The sequence below is a fragment of the Nocardia australiensis genome (assembly GCF_020733705.1).
In the GTDB taxonomy this organism is placed as follows: domain Bacteria; phylum Actinomycetota; class Actinomycetes; order Mycobacteriales; family Mycobacteriaceae; genus Nocardia; species Nocardia australiensis.
In genome coordinates this window covers 436,432-455,381 of record NZ_JAJFZM010000017.1, presented here as the reverse complement: position 1 = coordinate 455,381, position 18,950 = coordinate 436,432, and the positions used below count along the sequence as shown (strand labels likewise).

16 protein-coding genes are annotated in these 18,950 nt (G+C 64.7%); 9 read left to right on the top strand and 7 right to left on the bottom strand.

All coding sequences use genetic code 11. The features are described 5' to 3' along the window. The first annotated feature begins 195 nt into the window (after positions 1 to 195). Together LKE06_RS31300 and LKE06_RS31295 are read left to right on the top strand one after the other, a co-directional pair. Entirely contained in the window at positions 196 to 981 is a 786-nt protein-coding gene (locus LKE06_RS31300) for an electron transfer flavoprotein subunit beta/FixA family protein (RefSeq protein ID WP_228003051.1), read from the top strand. 108 nt (positions 982 to 1,089) lie between these two features. Next, the gene (locus LKE06_RS31295; RefSeq protein WP_228003050.1) at positions 1,090 to 2,046 is read left to right on the top strand and encodes an electron transfer flavoprotein subunit alpha/FixB family protein; all 957 of its coding nucleotides are present in this window, start codon (positions 1,090 to 1,092) and stop codon (positions 2,044 to 2,046) included. Between the two features lie 280 nt (positions 2,047 to 2,326). On the opposite strand, the gene LKE06_RS31290 is transcribed toward LKE06_RS31295, so the two are convergent. After that, the gene (locus LKE06_RS31290; protein WP_228003049.1) at positions 2,327 to 3,184 is read right to left on the bottom strand and encodes a LysR family transcriptional regulator; all 858 of its coding nucleotides are present in this window, start codon (positions 3,182 to 3,184) and stop codon (positions 2,327 to 2,329) included. Between the two features lie 111 nt (positions 3,185 to 3,295). On the opposite strand from LKE06_RS31290, the gene LKE06_RS31285 reads away from it, so the two are divergent. From LKE06_RS31285 to LKE06_RS31275, 3 genes are all read left to right on the top strand, one after another. Beyond that, positions 3,296 to 4,567, top strand: a complete 1,272-nt coding sequence (locus tag LKE06_RS31285; RefSeq protein WP_228003048.1) for an NAD(P)/FAD-dependent oxidoreductase — start codon at positions 3,296 to 3,298, stop codon at positions 4,565 to 4,567. 227 nt (positions 4,568 to 4,794) lie between these two features. Then, positions 4,795 to 5,622 (top strand): GNAT family N-acetyltransferase, encoded by an 828-nt coding sequence (locus LKE06_RS31280; protein ID WP_228003047.1) that lies wholly within the window; start codon positions 4,795 to 4,797, stop codon positions 5,620 to 5,622. A 5-nt stretch (positions 5,623 to 5,627) separates the two neighbouring features. Beyond that, positions 5,628 to 6,644, top strand: a complete 1,017-nt coding sequence (locus LKE06_RS31275; RefSeq protein ID WP_228003046.1) for a lysophospholipid acyltransferase family protein — start codon at positions 5,628 to 5,630, stop codon at positions 6,642 to 6,644. 202 nt (positions 6,645 to 6,846) lie between these two features. Here the strand turns inward: LKE06_RS31275 and LKE06_RS31270 are convergent, their stop codons facing one another. The 6 genes from LKE06_RS31270 to LKE06_RS31245 form a co-directional block, all read right to left on the bottom strand. Further along, positions 6,847 to 7,830, bottom strand: coding sequence for an NADPH:quinone oxidoreductase family protein (locus LKE06_RS31270; RefSeq protein ID WP_228003045.1), 984 nt, complete (start codon positions 7,828 to 7,830; stop codon positions 6,847 to 6,849). 203 nt (positions 7,831 to 8,033) lie between these two features. Further along, positions 8,034 to 9,368 (bottom strand): MFS transporter, encoded by a 1,335-nt coding sequence (locus tag LKE06_RS31265; RefSeq protein WP_228003044.1) that lies wholly within the window; start codon positions 9,366 to 9,368, stop codon positions 8,034 to 8,036. A gap of 100 nt (positions 9,369 to 9,468) precedes the next feature. Beyond that, positions 9,469 to 9,690 carry an acyl-CoA carboxylase biotin carboxyl carrier protein subunit gene (locus tag LKE06_RS31260; protein ID WP_228003043.1) on the bottom strand — a complete coding sequence of 74 codons (222 nt, stop codon included), beginning with the start codon at positions 9,688 to 9,690 and terminating at the stop codon, positions 9,469 to 9,471. Between the two features lie 5 nt (positions 9,691 to 9,695). Further along, positions 9,696 to 11,072: an acetyl-CoA carboxylase biotin carboxylase subunit gene (locus LKE06_RS31255; protein ID WP_228003042.1), complete on the bottom strand. Its 1,377-nt coding sequence runs from the start codon at positions 11,070 to 11,072 to the stop codon at positions 9,696 to 9,698. A gap of 9 nt (positions 11,073 to 11,081) precedes the next feature. Continuing rightward, positions 11,082 to 12,635 carry an acyl-CoA carboxylase subunit beta gene (locus LKE06_RS31250; protein WP_228003041.1) on the bottom strand — a complete coding sequence of 518 codons (1,554 nt, stop codon included), beginning with the start codon at positions 12,633 to 12,635 and terminating at the stop codon, positions 11,082 to 11,084. 50 nt (positions 12,636 to 12,685) lie between these two features. Beyond that, entirely contained in the window at positions 12,686 to 14,908 is a 2,223-nt protein-coding gene (locus LKE06_RS31245; RefSeq protein WP_228003040.1) for an acetate--CoA ligase family protein, read from the bottom strand. 46 nt (positions 14,909 to 14,954) lie between these two features. On the opposite strand from LKE06_RS31245, the gene LKE06_RS31240 reads away from it, so the two are divergent. The 4 genes from LKE06_RS31240 to LKE06_RS31225 all read left to right on the top strand — a co-directional run bounded on the left by LKE06_RS31240 (position 14,955) and on the right by LKE06_RS31225 (position 18,917). Next, positions 14,955 to 16,088: an SDR family NAD(P)-dependent oxidoreductase gene (locus LKE06_RS31240; RefSeq protein WP_228003039.1), complete on the top strand. Its 1,134-nt coding sequence runs from the start codon at positions 14,955 to 14,957 to the stop codon at positions 16,086 to 16,088. 316 nt (positions 16,089 to 16,404) lie between these two features. Then, positions 16,405 to 17,631, top strand: a complete 1,227-nt coding sequence (locus tag LKE06_RS31235; protein ID WP_228003038.1) for a cytochrome P450 — start codon at positions 16,405 to 16,407, stop codon at positions 17,629 to 17,631. 82 nt (positions 17,632 to 17,713) lie between these two features. Beyond that, a complete protein-coding gene (locus tag LKE06_RS31230) occupies positions 17,714 to 17,914 on the top strand; it encodes a ferredoxin (protein ID WP_228003037.1) in 201 nt (66 codons plus the stop codon). 37 nt (positions 17,915 to 17,951) lie between these two features. Beyond that, complete coding sequence (locus tag LKE06_RS31225) at positions 17,952 to 18,917, top strand: PDR/VanB family oxidoreductase (protein WP_228003036.1); 966 nt, start codon at positions 17,952 to 17,954, stop codon at positions 18,915 to 18,917. Positions 18,918 to 18,950 lie beyond the last annotated feature (33 nt).

Sequence of the window (18,950 nt, the reverse complement as noted above, 5' to 3'; positions counted from 1 at the left end):
GAAATCGGGGTGATGCCTGCACCCTCGGCCCGGCGCACTGGGGTGCCCGGATGGGCTCGGCGAGAGGGCGCGCTTAAGTTACCTGCGAGTAACTTAATGTAAGGTAGTGTCACGCCCTGAGCTAATCAATGGACGTACGGCCCGCTCGTGCGACCACCACACCGTGCCCCCAGAACAGGAGGTCGACGAAGACCAATGCCGAATATCGTCGTACTCATCAAGCAGGTTCCCGACACCTGGTCCGAGCGCAAGCTGACCGATGGTGACTTCACGCTCGACCGCGAGGCCGCCGACGCCGTCCTCGACGAGATCAACGAGCGCGCCGTCGAAGAGGCGCTGCTGATCAAGGAGGCCCAGGGCGGCGAGGTCACCGTGCTGGCCGCCGGTCCGGACCGGGCTACCGAAGCTATCCGCAAGGCGCTGTCCATGGGTGCCGACAAGGCCATCCACGTCAACGACCCGGCCATCCACGGCTCCGACGCCGTGCAGACCGCCTATGTGCTGGCCGCCGCGCTTGGCCAGGTCGAGGGCGTCGAGTTGGTTATCGCCGGTAACGAGGCGACCGACGGTCGCGCCGGAGCCGTGCCCGCGATCATCGCGGAGTACATCGGTATCCCGCAGCTGACGCACTTGCGCAAGCTGGTCGTCGATGGCGAGCGGATCACCGGCGAGCGCGAGACCGACGAGGGCGTCTTCAAGCTGGAGGCCACCCTCCCGGCGATCGTCAGCGTCACCGAGAAGATCAACGAACCGCGCTTCCCCTCCTTCAAGGGCATCATGGCCGCGAAGAAGAAGGAAGTACAGACCCTCACGCTGGCCGACCTCGGCGTCGACCCGGCGACCGTCGGTGTCGCGAACGCGGGCACCGCCGTCACTGCGGCAACCCCGAAGCCGCCGCGCACCGCGGGCGAGAAGATCGCGGACGAGGGCGACGGCGGCACCAAGATCGCCCAGTACCTCGTCGGTCAGAAGATCATCTGATCCCGCTGCGCCAGTGCGGGACACCCGCACCCGGTGGGCGGAATGAGCCGCTACACGATTGTCGCTCATCCCGCCCTCCAGGCTGAGACTGCTTAGGAGAGAACACAAATGGCAGAAGTACTTGTGCTCGTCGAGCACGCCGACGGTGCGATCAAGAAGGTCAGCACCGAACTGCTCACCGCCGCCCGCGCCCTGGGTGAGCCGGCCGCCGTCGTGCTCGGCCCGGCCGGTACCGGCGAGAAACTGGCCGACGCGCTCGCCGCGGGCGGCGCCGCGAAGATTTACATCGCCGAATCCGACGATGTCGACAACTTCCTGGTGACCCCGAAGGTCGACGTGCTCGCCGCGCTGTCGGAGTCGGCCTCCCCGGCCGCCGTCATCGTCGCCGCCACCGCCGAGGGCAAGGAGGTGTCGGGTCGTCTTGCCGCCCGCATCGGCTCCGGCCTGCTGGTCGACGCCATCGATGTCAAGGCCGACGGCGCGGTCGTGCATTCCATCTTCGGTGGCGCGTTCACCGTCGACGCCAAGGCCACCGGCGACGTTCCGGTGATCTCGGTGCGCCCGGGTGCCATCGAGGCATCCGCGCAGGCCGGCGCGGGCGAGAAGGTGACCGTCGAGGTGCCGGCGCAGGAAGAGGGCGTTGTGCGCGTCGTCTCCCGGGAGCCGGTCGTCGGTGGCGACCGTCCGGAACTCACCGAGGCGAGCATCGTCGTTTCCGGTGGCCGTGGTGTCGGTTCCGCCGACAACTTCTCGGTCGTCGAGGCGCTCGCGGACTCGCTGGGTGCCGCCGTCGGCGCCTCGCGTGCCGCGGTCGACTCGGGCTACTACCCGGGCCAGTTCCAGGTCGGTCAGACCGGTAAGACGGTCTCCCCGCAGCTGTATGTCGCCCTCGGTATCTCCGGTGCGATCCAGCACCGTGCGGGCATGCAGACCTCGAAGACCATCGTCGCGGTCAACAAGGACGAAGAGGCCCCGATCTTCGAGATCGCGGACTACGGCATCGTGGGCGATCTGTTCAATGTCGCCCCGCAGCTGACCGAGGCGGTCAAGACGCACAAGGGTTAATTCCCTGCGCTGAGTGTGCGAACGGCCCCGGGCATGCCCGGGGCCGTTCGTGTTCCGGAAACTCTTGTCCCGCTTGCTGATGCGTCGACGCGGGCGGGATTTCTCGGTGTGGTGTGCCTTGCGGCGATCCTCCCGTTGCCGCTCTTGCTTGCCTGCCGTGGGTGTCTGGGGAGTGACGCAAAGGCTCCGGCCGAACAGTCGCTCACCCTGCGGACCGATATCGAGGGCGTCGCGGTCATTTGTCGTTTGTGCGCCGAATTCCGCAGGGACGCCGCCGATCTCAGCAGCGATGCAGACCCGACAGCAGGGTGCTGAGGATCGGAGAGCGGCGGGTGTCGCTGCGTAGCACGGCCGAGACGGGAATGCGTAGTCGATGCTCGGCGAGGCTCAGTGCGACCAAACCTTCGGTCGGGCTGTCGGCATACAGCACGGTCCAGGCTTCGGGGCGGTTGATCAGCTCCATGGTCGCGGTGTGATCCGGCGGAATCGGCGGCCCGTAGGTGGGACCGGCGGCCAGATCGGCGAACGCGGCCCGAATAACGTTGTGCAACAACACCTGTTCCTGCTCGGGCGGGAGTAGCAGGGGGTAGGCGCTGAGGTCGGCCAGCGTCACCTCCTCGCGCGTCGCCAGCGGATGGGCCGCAGAGGTGGCGATGACGAGATCCTCGACCCAGAGCTTTTCGACGGCGAGCCCCGGCTCGTCGACGCTGCCGCGAATGAGCGCGAGATCGCAGTCTCCGTCGGCCACCGCGGTGATGCGCTGGCGGAACGGCTTGATCACGAACTCGATCTCGGCGTCAGGGTGGGTGGCTCTCGCGCCCGCGATCGCCGACAGCGAGCGGGTGGCGAAGGACATGTTCGCCGCCAGCCGGATGCGGTGCCCGGAGGTGCGCACGGTGGCCCGAATCGCGGACTCCAGGCTGAGCATCTGTTTAGCCAGCGGCAGTAGCCGCATGGTCGCGTCGGTCGGCACGACAGCTCTGGTCGACCGTTCGAACAGTGGCACGCCGAGGTCACGTTCCAATCGGGCGATCTGATGACTGATCGCCGATTGGGAGATGTAACAGCGAACCGCCGCCCTGCTGAAACTCAGTTCCTCGCAGACGGCGACGAAGTAGGTGAGCTGGCGAAGCTCCACGTCATCTCCAATTCATGAGCAATCAAGATAAGAGTCATATGCATTATGCGCCTGAACACCTGAAATATCTTCGTTCCGAATAACGGTTGTTCATGACAGAAGGAGGAAGTCATGGAACAAGCAGACGTAGTCGTCGTTGGATCGGGATTCGGGGGGTTGGCCGCCGCTAAGCAACTGGCCAAATCGGGCATCAGCTACGTACTCATCTCGAGCACGCCGGAACATCTGTTTCAACCGCTGCTCTATCAGGTCGCGACCGGTGTGCTGGCCTCCGAGGAGATCGCGCCGCCGATCGCTACCGTGCTGCGGCGGCACAAGGAGGCCGACGTCCGGCTCGGCAAGGTGGTCGGCATCGAGCCTGACACGGCCGTACTCACCTACGAACACGAAGGGGTGCGCAGCCAGATCCGCTACGGGTCGTTGATCGCCGCCACCGGTGCCTCGCAGTCCTACTTCGGCCGCGACGATTTCGCCGACAAGACTTTCTCGCTCAAGACCATCGATGACGCGAAAGTGCTTCGCGCGCAGATCGAGCGCGTCTTCACCGAGGCTGCGGCGGCCGACGAGGAGACCCGCAACAGGCTGCTGAGCTTTGTGGTGGTCGGTGCGGGCGCGACCGGCGTCGAGGTTGCCGGTCAGCTGAAGGAACTCGCGAAAAGGCATTACCACCAGGAGGTTTCGGTGACCCTGGTGGAGGGCGCCGGTGCGGTGCTTCCGCCCTTCGGCGGCGGGCTGTCGGAGTATGCGAAGAAGTCGTTGACCGGCAGCGGTGTCGAGGTGCTGCTCAGCACGTTCGTCACCGATATCGAGCTCGGCAAGGTGACGGTCAAGGACAGCGATGGCGTCGAACGCGGCATCGCCGCGGAAACCGTCGTCTGGTCGGCAGGTGTGCAGGTGGGCGGATTCGCACAGCTGCTGGCCGAGGCAACCGGCTGCGAAACCGACCGGGCCGGAAGGCTTTTGATCAACCCCGACCTCACCGTCGGTGGCCACGCCGATATCTACGCCATCGGCGATATGACCTCGCTCAACGGCTACCCAGGACAGTCGCCGGTCGCCATGCAGGAGGGCAGGCACGCCGCCGACATCATCCGGCGCAAGAAGCGGCCCGGCACCCCGTTCAAATACTGGGACAAGGGCAGCATGGCGGTGATCAGCCGGTTCAGCGCGGTGGTCAAACTCAATGACCGCGTCACTTTCCGTGGCGTGATCGCCTGGTCGATGTGGCTCGCGGTGCATCTGATGTACCTGGTCGGCTTCCGCAACCGGTTCGCGGCGGTGGCATCGTGGTTGGTCGCGTTCATCGGCACCGGTCGTCCTGGTTTCGACGAGGTCGAGAAGGTTCCGGCTCCGGTATCGGCTGCCGAACGCGTGGCCGCCTGAACCGGCGGTGGCAGGGGCGTGCGCGGTGTCGCGCGCCCCGCAGCGTATTTCGGTCCGGTCGCGAGGTCGACAGACAGGCAAAAAGCGCGATTGGGATGCGGGGGCGGGAACGGGATTCGACAGGCCGGTGAACGTCAGGTGTGACGCTCATCTCGTTCATCGAACCGGCATATCCGCGACACTTCGAGGTTGCTCCTGCGCGGTTTCGGGCTGGCTTCATCAGCGATATGACTATTTCGTCCGTGTTGACAGCCCCGGCTCGACCGACGGACTCCGGGGTGGAACGGTCTCGGTATTCGTTGGTGGTCTCGTCCGATTCCGAGCACCGCACGGCGGCGCAGCGACTGCGCTACGAGGTGTTCGCCAACGAACCGGGATTCCGGATCCCCGACAACGGCACCGGTCTGGATGCCGACCGGTTCGACGACCACTGTGATCACCTGCTTGTCCGCGACGACGCGACGAGGGAATTCGTCGGCTGCTACCGAATGCTGCCGCCGGACAGGGTGATCGCGGCCGGTGGGTACTACACGTCCACCGAATTCGATCTCGCCCAACTGGATCCGGTGGGCAATCGGATCGTGGAAATGGGTCGCGCCTGTGTGGAGCCCGATCATCGCAACGGCTCGGTGCTCACCCTCATGTGGGCGGGCATCCTGCACTACATCCAGCTCACCGGATACAAATGGGTGATGGGCTGCGTGTCGGTGCCCATGCAGGACAGCGCCGCCGACCCGGCCGGGGTGAATGTGCGTGGCGTGCGAGACATGCTGCTCGGCGGGCACGGATCCGATCCCGAACGGCGGGCGCATCCGCACCGCCCGGTGATCGTCGACGGGCTGACGCTGGATGAGATGACACCGCCCGCGCGCCCGCAGCTGCCGCCGCTGCTGCGCGGGTATCTACGTCTCGGTGCGGAGATCTGTGGTGAACCCGCGCACGACCCCGATTTCGCGGTCGCCGACTTCGTCGCGCTGCTCGGTCTGGACACCATCAATACCCGCTACCTCAACCGGCTGCGCGATGCCGCGGCGACCTTCGACACAGGACGGTGAGGTTCATGGTCTTCGATGCTCCGCCCGCGCGGGCTGCCACACACGCGTGGATGCCGTCGAGTCCGTGCGGACCCGGCTGCATCGAGCCGATCGACGAGGTCGGCACGGCCAGGGTGGTCGGCCGACTGTTCGGCGTCGCCGGACTGCTGCTCAGCTTCCCGGTGGTCAATCTGGTCACCCCGCGCGGTAAACGTGAACTGCTACATCGTAGGTACGCGCGCACTCTGCTCAATTGCCTCGGGATGCGGCTGCGCGTCATCGACAACCGGGGCATCGACAACCGAACGATCGGCCGGAACGGTGTTGCCAGTGAGGGCGATACCGTCCCTGCCGGCTACGGCAACTCGGGTCGGTCCGGCATGCCGGGCGAGGGCGTGCTGGTCGTGGCGGGCCACGTCGGATGGACGGATATCGTCGCGCTGGCCGCGGTGCAGCCGCTCGGTTTCGTCGCGCGCGCGGACATGGTCGACTGGCCGGTGCTCGGCGCGCTGGCCCGGCTGATGCGGGTGATCCCGATCGAGCGGGAGCGGCTGCGTGAACTGCCCGACGTGGTGGCGCAACTCGGTGACCGGCTCGCGGGGGGCGAACGGATCGGTGTATTCCCCGAGGGCACCACCTGGTGTGGTCGCGCGTACGGCCGTATGCGTCCCGCGCTGTTCCAGGCGGCGGTCGACACCGGCACACCGGTCCAGCCGGTCCGGTTGCGGTACCTGGACCGGCATGGCGCGCAGTGCACGGTGCCCGGGTTCGTCGGGGTGGATACCTTCGAATCGTCCGCGGCACGGGTGCTGCGCGCACGCGGCATGATCGCCGAGGTGGTGCTCGAGCAGGTGCTGCAGCCCGGCCCGGATCGACGAGAGCTGGCCCGCCGCTGTGAGGCCGCGGTGCGCGGTACGGAGAGGTCGCGCCACGGCGCGCTCGACGCCACGCAGTGGATCGAGGCGGGGAATACGCGAGTGCGGGACCCATCGGTCGTTTCGGATCAGCCGAAGACGGTGCGGCGGCGCCCGATGCCCAGGTGAAAACAACAGCCATGCCTGCCCGCTACCCAGCGGGAAGGCGGAACGACTACACAGCGCCTGCGGTGAACGAATTCGTCACCGCAGGCGCTGTGTCCCTCACGCGATTGGTGCGACGACCCCTGGAATCCGCCAAGAGACGGTGGGACGCTTGCCAGGGAAGCGATTCGGTGACTGCTACTCGTTCACCGGACGTTCTGCGGGTTCAGGGATGGAATACCACCCGCCCGATGCTCACCCCGTCACCGAGTCTTGCGACACCGTCCGCGACATCGGCGAGAGCGAGGCGTTCGGTGATCAAAGGCTTGATCGCGCCGGCATCCGCCATCTTGGTCAACTCGTCGTGGCAGTCGTAGATCGCTTGCTGGTTGTATCGCTGGTACAACCCCCAGTGCAGCCCGATGATCGAGTAGTTCTTGATGAGGGCGTGGTTGAGGCCGGGCGTCGGGATCGTTCCACTGGCGAACCCGATCGTCAGGATCCGTCCCTCGAATGCGATGCACTTCGTCGACTTCGCGTAGGCGTCGCCGCCGACCGGATCGTAGATGACGTCGGCGCCGCGCCCGTCGGTGTATTCCTTGACGATCGCCACGAAGTCCTCGCTTCGGCGGTCGACCACCAGGTCGGCTCCCAGTTCTCGGCAGTACTCGGCCTTCTCGGGGCCGCCGACGACGCCGATCACCTTGGCACCTGCGGCCTTACCGAGTTGGACTGCGGTGCTGCCCACGCCGCCGGCCGCGGCGTGGACCAGCAGCGTCTCCCCGGGCCGCAACTGTGTCCGCCGATGAAGCGCGAACCAGCTCGTCTGATACCCGATGCTGAGCGCTGAGGCCTCGGCGTCGTCCAGCGAGTCCGGAGCGGGGTAGGCGTTCGCCTCGTCCATAACCGTCAGCTCCGCGAACGAGCCGTGGGGGAGTACCGGGTTGCCCACGACGCGGTCACCGACCGCGAATCGCGTGACGCTGTCCCCGGTCGCGACAATCTCGCCGCACAACTCGACGCCGGGCGTGAAAGGGAGCGGGGGCTTGATCTGGTACTCGCCGCGGCAGAGCAGGACGTCGGGGAAGTTCGCCGGCGCCGCGAGCACCCTCACCAACAGCTGTCCGGGACCGGCCGTCGGGTCCGCGACTTCATCGAGTCGTAGCACTTCCCTCGGATCGCCGAGTTCGTTGACACGCCATGCCTTCATTGTGTTTTCAGTCCTTTCCAAAAGATGCCGCGCGACTGACTTGTCGGCGAGCGTTAGATCCCTGCTTCATCGGATAGCGCTGCGGCCGGTACCTGATCGCGGTATTTGCGCAGTTCCTGCCCTGCGATCGGGCGCTTGTGCGCCTAGTCAGCAGGGGGCCGGGAAGTGGCGCGCGCGTCATCCGGGTACAACGTGTCGGTCGCTCAACGGTCGGTCCGATCCGCAGTCGCCCCGTCGAGAGCAGCGAGCTTGCGGAGACTAGCCGGGTAGCGGCGGCGTCCGATCGACAGGCATATGATGGCCGCGACGTAGACCAGCGGCGCCAACCGCAGCGCTCCCAAGAGTCCTACGCTGTCCGCAATCGCACCGATAGCGAACGGGCCCAATGCCATTCCGATCAAACTGTAGGCCAGCGTGAGGGTGCCGAACCCGGAGGCCCGAACCGACGGATGGGTGAGGTTGGCGACCATGGCTGTCATTGCTCCGGACGAGCCGGCTGCGAAGAAGGCGCCGATGCCGAGCAGGATCATCTGAGGTGCTCCGGGGGCCAACTGAAATCCCAGGAGCAGGGTGGCGACCGAAACCATGCAGTAAGCGATTGCGGACGTCCACTTTCGCGACGGATGCCGTCGACTCGAGCGGTCGGTGATGATTCCGCAGCAGATCATCCCGATGGCGATCAACAGCGAGAAGATCGATGCAGTCACCCCGGCCTTGCCCAGGTCCATGTCGTGGTATCGGTTGAAGTAGCTGGGCAGCCACGCCAACAGCACTGCGGCGACGAACATCTGGAGGCCACCGGTGAGGTAGGCGCAGATGACGGACGGGTTGGCGAACAGTGTCCGGAACGGGGCCTTGTATCCGTCCGCCGCCCCGCCGGATTCGAGGGATTCTTCCGTGTCATCCTTTCGATGACGGGTCATCCGCTTCTCGGTGACCAGGACCGAGAACATGGCAGCCAGGAGCAACCCGAGGATTGCCATGGCGGCGAAGGACCACCGCCACCCGAGATGAAGTGCGATGTAACCACCCAGTGCAACACCGATCACCGAACCGAAGGAGCCTGCGGCCTGGAAGGCCCCGCTGAGAGACGCTCGCATGTGTGGCGCGAACACGCTGAGGAGTACCGCGAGACCGACACTGCCGTATGCGGCCTCGCCGACACCGACGAGGAAACGCGCTGCAAGCATCTGGCCGTAGTTCATCGCTGCTGCGGACAGTAACGTCGCTATGCTCCAGAAGACCGCCATCAGCGTGACGCTCTTGATCCGACCCCAACGGTCCGCCAGGAGCGAAAGCGGCAGGGTCAGCACACCGACCATCACCGCGACTGCGCTGTTGAGTGAGGCGAGACGGGTATCGGACAAGTCCCATTCGGATTTGAGCAGTGGGAATATCGCGCTCAGAACCTGTCGAGACATGTAGTCCGACAACAACAATGCGAACACCATGGCGAAAACGATCCATGGGTAGATCCGTGACGCCCGGGACGACTTGGGGGACAGGGCATGAGGGGCCACAGTGGAATGCAGTGACACAGGCTTCTCCTCGGGTTTCGGATTCCGGTGCGACGCGATCACCAATTGACCAGACCCGGTGAGGGACTCGTCGTGCCCCGGAGGTGCGCGCGCTATCGATTCACTCCGAGGTGACGTCGATCAGCGGTTGCCCGAGTCCGACGTTGTCGCCCTCCTCCACATGAAGCGCGACAACCGTGCCGGCCTCGCCGTGGATGACGGGAATCTCCATCTTCATGGACTCGAGGATCATCAGTGGTTCGTCCGGGACGACCAGGTCGCCGACTGCGACGAGGATCTTCCACACATTTGCACTCATATCGGCCTGAACCGTCTCGGTCATGATGTTCACACTCCTGCTTGAACTTTCGAGTTTTCTCGACTGGCAATGGTGGCAACGATCGATGTGTCGTATCGCCCGGACGCGAACTCCTCAGAACGGACGAGTTTGCGCAGGAACGGCAGGTTGGTCACGATTCCGGTGACCTCGAACGCGTCCAGCGCCTGCTCCGCCGACATGACGGCCTCGGCGCGGTTCGGCGCTGTGACGCAGAGTTTGGCGAGCAGCGGGTCGAAGTGCGACGTCACGATCTGATCGGGCCCGTACCCGCTGTCGACTCGAATTCCCGGTCCCGATGGCGGCTGCCACTTCTCGATCGTTCCCGGTGCGGGGAAGAAACGGACCGGATCCTCGGCGCAGATGCGGAACTCGATCGAGTGGCCGCGTGGCGACACGTTCAGGTCTGCCGTGGTGCGGCCGGTCGCCGCGATGCTCAGCTGCTGCTCGACGAGGTCGATGTCGTAGGTCAGTTCGGTGACCGGGTGCTCGACCTGGATGCGGGTGTTCATCTCGAGGAAGACGAATTCTCCTGTGCTGGTGTCCAGCAAGAACTCGACCGTGCCGGCGTTCTCGTAACCCACGGCCTCCGCCGCGCGAACAGCAGCGTCACTGATTTGTGCCCGCACCATCTCGTCGAGGTGCGGCGCGGGGCATTCCTCGGCAACCTTCTGATGGCGTCGCTGCACCGAACAGTCCCGCTCGCCCAGGGCGATCACCCTGCCGTCCGACAGGCCGAGCACCTGAACCTCTACGTGTCGTGCCGAAGCGACGTACTTCTCCAGGAAGACCTTTCCGGAGCCGAAGCTGCGCTCTGCCATCGACTGGGTTCCGGCGAACATCTTGCGTAGCTGCTCGGCGTCCTGCGCGACGACCATCCCGATCCCGCCGCCGCCTGCTGCGGCCTTGAGCATGACCGGGAAGCCGATGGACCGGGCCTGGGTGACGGCATCGTCGACGGACGACAGGCCGTCGGCGGTGCCTCCACTGACCGGAACGTCGGCCGCAGCGACAGCATGGCGAGCTCGGACCTTGTCTCCCATGACCTCGATGACCTCGGGGGCCGGTCCGATCCAGAGCAGCCCGGCATCGACGACGGCCCTGGCGAACTGTGCGTTCTCGGCCAGGAACCCGTATCCGGGGTGAACCGCGGCCGCACCTGTCGCGAGCGCGGTCTCGATGATTCGTGCGCCATCGAGATAGGTCTCGAGCGGCTTTCCGCCCTCGAGACAGATCGCCCTGTCGGCCTCTCGAACGAAGGGAAGTTCTGCGTCGACGGGGTGGTACACGGCCACCGTCTCGACTCCGAGTCGGCGTGCGGTCTTGATGATCCTGCGGGCGATCTCGCCGCGATTGGCGATCAGCACGCTTGGTGGGTACTGCGTCATGTCATCACCTCAGTAGCTGGTCGGCCAGTTGCTCAACAGATGTTCACCGACACCGTTCGTGCGGTGGCGGAAGTTCGCGCGTAGCGCGTGGAGGACGAATTCGCGCGTGTCCACCGGATCGATCACTTCATGGACGCCATACACGCGTGCGATGTCGTACGCGGTGGACTCGCGGGCCATCTCCTCGTACCGTGCCTGGAACGTCTCGGGGTCGGATTCCGCGTCCACCCCGTAGACCACGCCGACCGCCGACCGAGGATCCATGAAACTGACCTCTGCGCTCCACCAGGCGGCAACCGCGTCAGCCGTTTCCGAGCCGCCCATATTCACGAAGGCCTGTCCGTAGTTCTTGCGGAGCATCACGGTGAATTTCGGGACGGTGACGAGGGAGAGGGCATTCATCCAGTTGATGACCTTGCCGGCGATCTTGTTCCGTTCCGCCTCCAGGCCGATGAGGAACCCCGGCTGGTCGACCAGGAACAGAATGGGGATGTTGTACGAGTCGCACAGCACCAGAAAGCTCGTGGCCTTGTCGCAGGCATCGGCGTCGATTGCACCGCCCTTGAACATCGGATTGTTCGCGATCACGCCGACGGTTCGGCCGCCGAAGCGGGTCAGTCCGGTGATCAGGCTCTTGCCGTACTGAGACTTCAACTCGAACAGGCTGTCGTCGTCCGCGATGCAGGAAATGACCTTCCGCATGTCGTAGACCTTCGACGGTGACGTCGGTACCAGCGTTCGCAACTCGTCCACACGCGAGCCGGACCCTGCGGGCACCGGAGCGAGCGGGGGAGCCTCTTGATTGTTCGCGGGCAGGTAGGACAGGAACTTCCGAACCAACCCGATCGCTTCTTCGTCGGTGTCAGCGACCGCGTCCGCGATACCGGTGATCTGGGCGTGCGTCTTCCAGCCGCCAAGTTCTTGCGCGTCTACGTCCTGGCCGGTTGCCCGGCTGACGAGACCCGGACTCGACACCGCCATGACCGCACCCTTGCGGAAGACCACGAAATCCGACGACACCGAGTGCCACGCGGCCGATCCGAACGAGTAACCGAAAACCGCAGACACCCAGGGGTTTTCGCGCCTTCTCAGGAACCGGGTGCGGTCGTTTCCGCTGCCCATTCCCATGCCGCCCATGACGTCCGGCATCCGGACGCCGGTCGACTCGGCCAGGTAGACGGCGGGTACGCCGGTGCGCAGCGCCAGGTCCTTCATGTGCTGCATCTTCTTGTTGCTCACCGAGCTGCTGGACGCACCCTTGACAGTGAAGTCGTAGGCGATGACGGCCGCTGGCCGACCCGAGATGTCACCGGTGCCGGTGATCTTGCCGTCGGCAGGAGTTCGATTGTGATCGGCGGGAACAGCCGACGTGGCGAACAGCCCCGACTCGCGGAACGTGCCGACGTCGAACAGCAACGCCACCCGCTCCCGCGCATTCAGCTGACCCGCATCCACGCGCTGCTTCAGCTTCTTCGGCCCGCCCATCGCGAGCGCGGCGTTGCGGCGCTCAGCGTGTCGTTCCTCGAGGGTGCTCGACTCCGCACCCACGCTGTCAATTGTCATGGTGTTGCCCTTTCCGGCCGATCGATAGGCATCCGAGCCTTGTTGCGAATTCACTGCGCGGCCGTGAGGCGGCGATGCCGCAGCAGAGCCCGCGCTGCGGACGCGGCGGCCTCGAGTTCGCGGTATGTCGGGATTCCGGCCTTCCGCGCCTCCTTCTCGTAAAGCGTGATCTGTGCATCTGTGTCGGGTTTGCCGTCCGACTTGAGAACCAGGATGTGGTGGCATCGGCGTGCGGCCGCGTCCCGCGCCCGCACGATCGCAGCGATGATCGCGGCCGGCACGTCTCCGTGCGTGGCGGCGAGATTTCTGACGATGATGCCGACGTTGAAGTGGGAAATCATCACCGAAGGATCGCTGTGGGCGAGGATGGTTCCCACGATCTTCTCCGCGATGGCCCCGCCCTCCACGGCGAGAGTGCCGGCCGGTGCGTCGATCGGGTTCGCCAGCCCGTTACCGGGAGGCAGACCGAGACCGTTGAGCTCGTCGATCGCGATCTGTGGTAGCGGCGGCGTCGCCAGGCCGACACGATCGAGGGCGTCTGCGGCGAGCACACTTGCACCACCGCCGTTTCCGAACAGCACCACGTCGCCGGCCGTTGCCTGCAACGATGGATCGGACAGGTCGAAGACGTGGAGCGCATCGACGAACTCGTTGAGCGTGTCGACGAGGACGGCACCTGCCTGCCTGGCGAGTGCGGGCCACAGCCGGTGATTGCCACTGAGCGCGCCGGTATGACTGTTCGCAGCACGTGCGCCGTCCGCCGTCCGTCCCCCTGCCAACAGGACAACCGGCTTGTCGGTAGCGCTGCCGTTCAGCACCTCGAGGATTTCCCTTCCAGCGGACAGGGATTCGAGATACAACCCGATGACCTTCGTTTCCGGATCGGCGAGAAAGTACTCGACCAGTTCCGCCGCCGACACGTCGGCACCGTTTCCGATGCTGATGACGCTGCGGAGTCCGACTCCGCGGGCCTCACCCAACCGCAGAATGTCGACGCTCAGCCCGCCGCTTTGCGACACCACCGATACGGAACCCGCAGCGGTCGGCGCCTCCGGAATGAAAGACAGTCGTCCCGGCGTGGAGTGGGTGCCCAGGCAGTTGGGGCCGATCACCCGAGTTCCCACCCTGCGCGCGGTGGCGACGAGTTCTCGTTCGAGTTCCACGCCCTCGTCGGTCTCGCCGAATCCACTCGAAACCACCTGCGCGAAGGCGACTCGGCCACCTCCTTCGGCCAGGGCCGGTGCGACGGAGGCGGCAGGCAGTGCGATGTACGCGTAGTCGACATCGCACTCGAGATCCGCTAATGACGGGATCGCCGGCAATCCCTCGATCGTGTCGGCGCTCGGATGGACTGGAATGATCTCACCCTCGAATCCGAACTGACGAAGGTTGCGGATGAAGAGATTCCCGCCGTTCGAACCCCGCCCGCTCGCGCCCAGCACAGCCACGGTGCGCGGCGCCAGCAGAGCTTCGAATCCCTTGCCGAACTGCCGAACTCCGGATACCGGCACCGATTCGTCGGCGCGAGCCGTGGCGGCAGCCGAAGACACGGGCCCCAGAACTAAGCGTGCGTCGACTGCCGCGGCGCCCGTCGGCGACACGATGATCGGATTGAGATCGATCTCGACCACGTCGTCGGGCATCGCGTCCAGGAGCCCGCCGGGCCCGGCCATGGCGTGCACAACGTCCACGAGGGCTTGGATGTCGGCGCGCTCGCCGCCCCGGGCGCCCTCCAGGAGCGCCTTTCCACGCAACTCCTCGAGCATGGCGCGGATCTGACGGCGTGTAAGCGGCGCGAGCCCGAACGAGACGTCCTCGAGGACCTCGACGAAGACACCTCCGAGACCCACCATCACAGCCCAACCGAGCCCCTCGGAACGAACAGCGCCGAGCACGACCTCTATGCCCTTCGGCACCATTTCCTCGACCAGGTAGCCGGTCGTGGTGTGGCCGAGTTCCGCAAGTCGACGCCGCATGTCCTCAGCGGCTTCGCCGAGTTCGTGAGCGTGCAAACCGAGCCGCACACCGCCGGCGTCGGACTTGTGGACGAGGGTCGGCGACACCGCCTTCAACACGAGCGGAGGGTTCAGGTCCGGCGGTACGGACGCAAGGTCCTCAGTACTGACACCACGGGGAACATTCACTCCGAATTGCCGAAGAAGGTTCTTCGCGGTCGCTTCGGGAAGAACCACGCCTCCCGCTGCGCGGGCCTCACCGATCGCCGCCAGGATCTGCGCGGCGATTGAAGTGGACTGCACCGAATCGACTGACAAGGAGGGCTCCCTTGCTCGAAAGATATGGACCGCGAGTGCCACGAATTTGGACCCGCACTCGCGTGAACCCAGTGTTGACCGAGATCACACTCCCAGGAAGCCCGAAGAACCTAACCCTGTGATATCCACTGCCTATCGGCTCCTCGAATACCCTTGCAGCCGAAGGAATCCGGATACCTCGATCACCATCGAACCGGAGCTTCCAGTGCGAGCAGCGCAAGAGCGCGGCAACTATCACAGTGATAGGAAGCCCGCGCAGCGCGACTTATTGACCGGCTCACTCGTCGGCACGACTATCGACGAGACCGTCGCCACACGATCGCGGAAGACGACGGCGGGCAGATCGTTCGATCCGACGAGGAGCAAGAACCGTCCGACGAACGCGGGAATTGATACCCAGCAAAGGACTTTCGACATGAGCAGTCGAGCAAGAACCACGCAGGACACGTTCGAACTTGCGGACAAGGTAGCGATCGTGACCGGGGGCGGTCGGGGAATCGGCCGCGCATGCGCGCTCGAGCTGGCCGGCGCGGGCGCACACATCGTCTTGATCTCGAGGACCACAACAGAATTGGACGCCGTCGCCGGTGAAGTGGAGGCGCTCGGCTCGAAGGCGCTCGCTCTCCCCTGTGACATCTCCGACTACGACGCGTGCAATGACATTGTCCACGAAGCCGTTTCCGCCTTCGGCCGCATCGATGTGCTCGTCAACAACGCCGGCACGGGCGCTCCGACCCCTGTCATGGATTCCGACCCTGCCGACTGGGCCGGCGTAATCGCCGTCAATTTGATCGGCCCGTACAACATGTCTCGTGCGGTCCTCCCGCATATGGTTGATACGGGTGGCGGTCGAATCATCATGATCGGGTCGGGTATGGGACATAGTCCCGCGGCCGGATTTTCCGCCTATGGGTCGTCCAAGGCCGGACTGAGCTACTTGATGAAGACTATTTCCGAAGAAGTGTGGGCGCACGGAATCGATGTGAACGAAGTTGTTCCCGGGCCTGTCGCCACCCGGCTCACAGCGGCCCTCGTCCAGGTGGGTGCAGCCCCTGAAGGTCTGCCGAGTGAGCGCGTGAAGTCGCCGACCGAAGTGGCGGAACTGGTTGGCTGGCTGGCGCGGCAACGCGTCGGCGGGCCTACGGGCCAGATCTTCAGCCTCGCACGTCGCGCGCTGTAACAGGCCAGGGTCTTGCCGCCTGCTATACCGCGACAAGTCCACCGCCAGGATCACGCTACCCACGAAAGATCGCGTGAGCTTCAACGGTGATAGCGAACAACTGTCTCCTGAATTCGATGAAACACGTTCCCGGAGAACGAATCCGGCGACGCGTGGTAGGCCTGCCCGCAGGTCGCCCGCCGCCGGCAGGGCAAGAGTGCGGAAGCTATCACTGCGATATGCGACTCCGCCCAGGAAGCGCCTTGACCGGATCACTCACCGACGCAAGTATCGAAGAGACCGTCGTCACACCAATCCCTGTCCGTGGAGGTAAGACATGACGTCATCCATTCCGGCCCCCGATTTTCCGGCATCCGAGCTCCCCAAGTATCCGATGCGGCGGCGTTGCCCCTTCCAGGTGCCCGCGGAGTACGAGGAACTGCGCAATACCAATCCCGTTGCTCAGGTTCGATTGTGGGACAACAGATCTGCGTCCCTCCTCACACGCTATGAAGACATCCGGGCGGTCCTGCGTTCCCCGGCAATCAGCTCGGATCCGAAACGACCGAACTTTCCCTTCCTCTCGGAGGCCGAGCGTGTCGGCAAGACGCAGGACGGGTCGTTCCAGCGGATGGACGGAGCGGAGCACAGTCGGCATCGTCGACTGATCATCCCGTTCTTCACGGTGCGTCGGATGGAGAACCTGCGCCCCATGGTGCGGGAACTGGTGCGGCAACTGCTCGAGGAGCTTGTCACCAAGCCCTCGCCGGTCGACTTCTTCCACGAGTTCGCGCTTGTCGTGTCCTCGACGGTGGCTTGCATGCTGTTGGGCGTCCCGTATCGAGATCATGAGTTCTTCCAGGTGCAGAGTGCCGTACGGATCGACCACACGGCGTCTACCGCGGAGGTCGAGGAAGCTACCGAGAAGTTGCTCGACTATCTCGGGGATCTGCTCGACGAGCGAACAGCGGACCCGCGAGACGACGTGATGAGCTTCATGGCCGAACAGGTGGCCAGCGGCGAGTTGACTCGCGACGAAGCCGTGATGGATGCGAATCTCCTCCTTCTCGGTGGTCACGAGACCACCGCGAACATGATCACGCTGGGAACGCTGGTCCTGCTCGAGAACCCGGAACAGTTGGCGCGCATGACTTCCAAGGAAGTGTCCGTCACCAACGCGGTCGAAGAACTACTCCGTTTCACCTCGATCACGCAGAGCAACGCGTCGCGCATCGCAACCGAGGACATTGAAGTAGGCGGTCACACGATTCCGGCCGGCGAAGGTGTCATCGCGGCGGTGTCCGCCGCAAACTGGGACGGGACGATCTTTCCCGAACCCGAGGTGCTGGACCTCGGCCGTAAGGAGGCCCGCCAGCACATGACGTTCGGTTACGGAGTGCATCAGTGCGTCGGTCAGGCGCTCGCCCGAATGGAGTTGGAGGTGGTGTTCGAGACCCTGTTCGACGTCATCCCGGGACTCCGGGTGGCCGCACCGGTGGATGAACTTCGGTTCAAGCACGACTCGGCGTTCTACGGACTCCACGAACTCCCGGTGACGTGGTAGCGGGCGAAACCGCAGGGGGTACGCGGCATTACTGATGAGGGAACGCCGCGAACAGTAGACATGATCAAAGAGCGGAGCAGTAGTGATTCGAGTTGTGGCCGATAAGAAGAAGTGCGTTGCGGCAGGGTTGTGTGTCGGCCGGGAGCCGGCAATATTCGACCAGGGTGCAGACGACGGTCTGGTGCTCGTTCTCCGGGACGATGTCACGGCGGAGGAACTCGAGGGAGTGGTCGAATCGGCGAGTATCTGCCCGTCCGGTGCGATCACGGTAATCGAGGACTGAGACGGAGCAGCCGAGCGTATGCGGGAAACAGACTTCGATGCGAAACCCATCTGAACTGAACGAGTCCATGGTGATCGTGCACCGCCGGACCGTACTGACCGACGAGATCGTCGAACTCGAACTTCGTAGGGCCGACGGCGTGGACCTACCGTGCTGGGACCCCGGATCGCATATCGAGGTCGTTTTGTCCGAGGACATGATTCGTCAGTACTCGCTCTGTGGCGACCCCGACGACCGGAGCTGCTGGAAGATCGCGGTTCTTCGTGAGGACGACGGCCGGGGAGGGTCGCGGCGGATCCACGAGGAGTGGCACGAGGGCATACACGTGGTGGTGCGAGGTCCTCGCAATCTCTTCCCTTTCCAACCGGCGCCGAACTACGTCTTCATTGCTGGCGGCATCGGTATCACGCCGATGTTGCCGATGATCTCGGCCGCGGTGAAGTCCGGATCGCAGTGGTCCCTGCACTACGGGGGCCGCTCCCTGTCGTCGATGGCATTCACCGATCGGGTCCTGGACATCGGCAGTGCCGACGCATGGCTCTACCCGCAAGATGAAGTGGGGCTCATCGATCTGGATTCGGCGCTGGCCGCGCCGGAATCGGAGACATTGGTCTACTGCTGCGGGCCCGAACCCCTGCTGACCGCAGTGGAAGACAGGTGCCGATCGTACTGGCCGTCCGACGCGCTGCACGTTGAACGCTTCGCACCGAAGGACACGGTCGAGAGCGCGAACGACGAGGCGTTCGAGGTCGAGCTCATCCAGAGCGGGGTGACAGTTACCGTCAATCCGGGTGAGAGCGTACTTTCCGCGGTCGAGGCCGTGGGCGTGCCGGTTCTGGCGTCGTGCTTGGAGGGCACGTGTGCTACGTGTGAGGTCACCGTCGTGGAAGGGGTTCCGGATCATCGGGATTCGGTGCTCAGTGAACGTGAGAGGGAAGCCAACAATACGATGATGATCTGCGTTTCGCGCTCCGTGAGTTCGCGTTTAGTGCTGGACCTCTAGCGGTCTTGCCCGGCCGTCGGCCACGAAAATCTC

Excerpts from the sequence above, each read along its gene's own strand:
- LKE06_RS31255 (WP_228003042.1), bottom strand. The coding sequence starts at position 11,072 with ATGACGCAGTACCCACCAAGCGTGCTGATCGCCAATCGCGGCGAGATC.
- LKE06_RS31295 (WP_228003050.1), top strand. The coding sequence starts at position 1,090 with ATGGCAGAAGTACTTGTGCTCGTCGAGCACGCCGACGGTGCGATCAAG.
- LKE06_RS31300 (WP_228003051.1), top strand. The coding sequence starts at position 196 with ATGCCGAATATCGTCGTACTCATCAAGCAGGTTCCCGACACCTGGTCC.
- LKE06_RS31260 (WP_228003043.1), bottom strand. The coding sequence starts at position 9,690 with ATGACCGAGACGGTTCAGGCCGATATGAGTGCAAATGTGTGGAAGATC.
- LKE06_RS31250 (WP_228003041.1), bottom strand. The coding sequence starts at position 12,635 with ATGACAATTGACAGCGTGGGTGCGGAGTCGAGCACCCTCGAGGAACGA.
- LKE06_RS31280 (WP_228003047.1), top strand. The coding sequence starts at position 4,795 with ATGACTATTTCGTCCGTGTTGACAGCCCCGGCTCGACCGACGGACTCC.
- LKE06_RS31270 (WP_228003045.1), bottom strand. The coding sequence starts at position 7,830 with ATGAAGGCATGGCGTGTCAACGAACTCGGCGATCCGAGGGAAGTGCTA.
- LKE06_RS31275 (WP_228003046.1), top strand. The coding sequence starts at position 5,628 with ATGGTCTTCGATGCTCCGCCCGCGCGGGCTGCCACACACGCGTGGATG.
- LKE06_RS31225 (WP_228003036.1), top strand. The coding sequence starts at position 17,952 with ATGCGAAACCCATCTGAACTGAACGAGTCCATGGTGATCGTGCACCGC.
- LKE06_RS31235 (WP_228003038.1), top strand. The coding sequence starts at position 16,405 with ATGACGTCATCCATTCCGGCCCCCGATTTTCCGGCATCCGAGCTCCCC.
- LKE06_RS31285 (WP_228003048.1), top strand. The coding sequence starts at position 3,296 with ATGGAACAAGCAGACGTAGTCGTCGTTGGATCGGGATTCGGGGGGTTG.